General features: G+C 60.7%; 1 pseudogene. It reads left to right on the top strand.

Annotated elements, in window-relative coordinates:
- Window positions 1-278, top strand: a pseudogene (locus NKJ55_RS35505) (MFS transporter); the annotation flags it as partial.
- Window positions 279-616 lie beyond the last annotated feature (338 nt).

Raw genomic sequence — 616 nt, forward strand, 5'->3', positions numbered from 1 at the left:
CCCTGCTGCTGATCCGTGCCGCGCTTTCGCAGATGGACGTCCCGACGCGCTCATCTTACGTCATGGCGGTCGTCACGGAGGCGGAGCGGGCAGCCGCCGCGAGCTTCACATCGGTACCGCGCAGTTTGGCTGCCGCAGCCAGCCCCGCCCTGGCGGGCGCTCTGTTCGCTGCCTCGTTCCGGGCATGGCCCCTCCTGATCTGCGGCGCACTCAAAATCATTTATGATCTGCTGCTGCTGAGGCAGTTCCAGAACGTCAAGCCGCCAGAGGAACGCTGATATTTGGGGGTCAATCGGGAAGGCAAATGTTGGAAAGGTCGTCGATCACTTCGGCTCTGACCCGGACTTGTCGAATGCCTAATGTGACCCGACGCCCTCGACGCGACGCCTGCTGACCATCACCCGCCAGTGCAGCGGACAACGAAAGTCTCCGCTGGGCTCTGCCGATCAGGCAGGCCGTGCTTTGTAAAAGCGGCACCAACCATCGGGGCTGATTTCACCCGCGACAATCTCGGATGCATTCGGCTTCAGGGTAAGCGCGAATTTCCCCGCACCTTTTGCTGTTGAGTGCTCTGATGCATGAGGTGTCCACCAAAATAGGTGGACACCTTGTGATG

Source organism: Mesorhizobium sp. M0106 (genome assembly GCF_040322715.1).
In the GTDB taxonomy this organism is placed as follows: domain Bacteria; phylum Pseudomonadota; class Alphaproteobacteria; order Rhizobiales; family Rhizobiaceae; genus Mesorhizobium.